Below are 594 nucleotides of genomic sequence, written 5' to 3'. Positions count from 1 at the left end.
GCTTTCACCTCGCTGCTAGTAGAAGTGGGTGTCTGTGGGGATGGCATTGCTCACTATGGTCAGGCTTGTTTCGCAGCATGAGGAGTGCAAAGAAGCGGAGAAGCACAATAGTAGAGTAGCCACCATGACCGACCTCACCAACCCGCACGACAAGTTCTTCAAGGCCACCTTTAGCCAACCTGGGGCGGTGGCGCTCTTTCTGCGCGAGTTTCTGCCCGCTGAGGTGACGGCGCTCTTCGATCTGGCGCACATCCAGCCGGTCAAGGATTCGTTCGTTGATGCCACTCTGAAAGAACACTTCTCCGATCTGCTCTTTGCAGTGCCCCTGCGCGAAACTGACGCGCATGCCTTCGTCTGTATCCTCTTTGAACATAAGAGCTCGGTAGACCCCTTGACCCCGCTGCAGGTGTTGCGCTACATGGTGCAAACGTGGGATAGTATGCAGCGCCAGCAGCGCCCGCTCGCTCCCATCTTGCCCATTGTGGTCTACCATGGCACGCAGCGTTGGACAGTCTCAACCGACTTCCAAGCCCTCTTCGATCTCCCCGCCGCCCTTCAGCGCTACACACCAACCTTTCACTACCACCTGAGCGA

1 protein-coding gene is annotated in these 594 nt (G+C 57.2%); it reads left to right on the top strand.

Annotation, left to right across the window (positions count from 1 at the left end; all coding sequences use genetic code 11):
• Positions 1-124: 124 nt before the first annotated feature.
• Positions 125-594 (top strand): Rpn family recombination-promoting nuclease/putative transposase (locus CJ255_RS22260; protein ID WP_165774900.1); only part of this gene is annotated, 470 nt, incomplete at its 3' end.

The organism is Candidatus Viridilinea mediisalina (genome assembly GCF_002532535.1).
Taxonomy (GTDB): Bacteria; Chloroflexota; Chloroflexia; order Chloroflexales; family Chloroflexaceae; genus Viridilinea; species Viridilinea mediisalina.
Note: the sequence above shows the minus strand (reverse complement) of the source record. Positions and strands in the feature narration are given on the sequence as shown.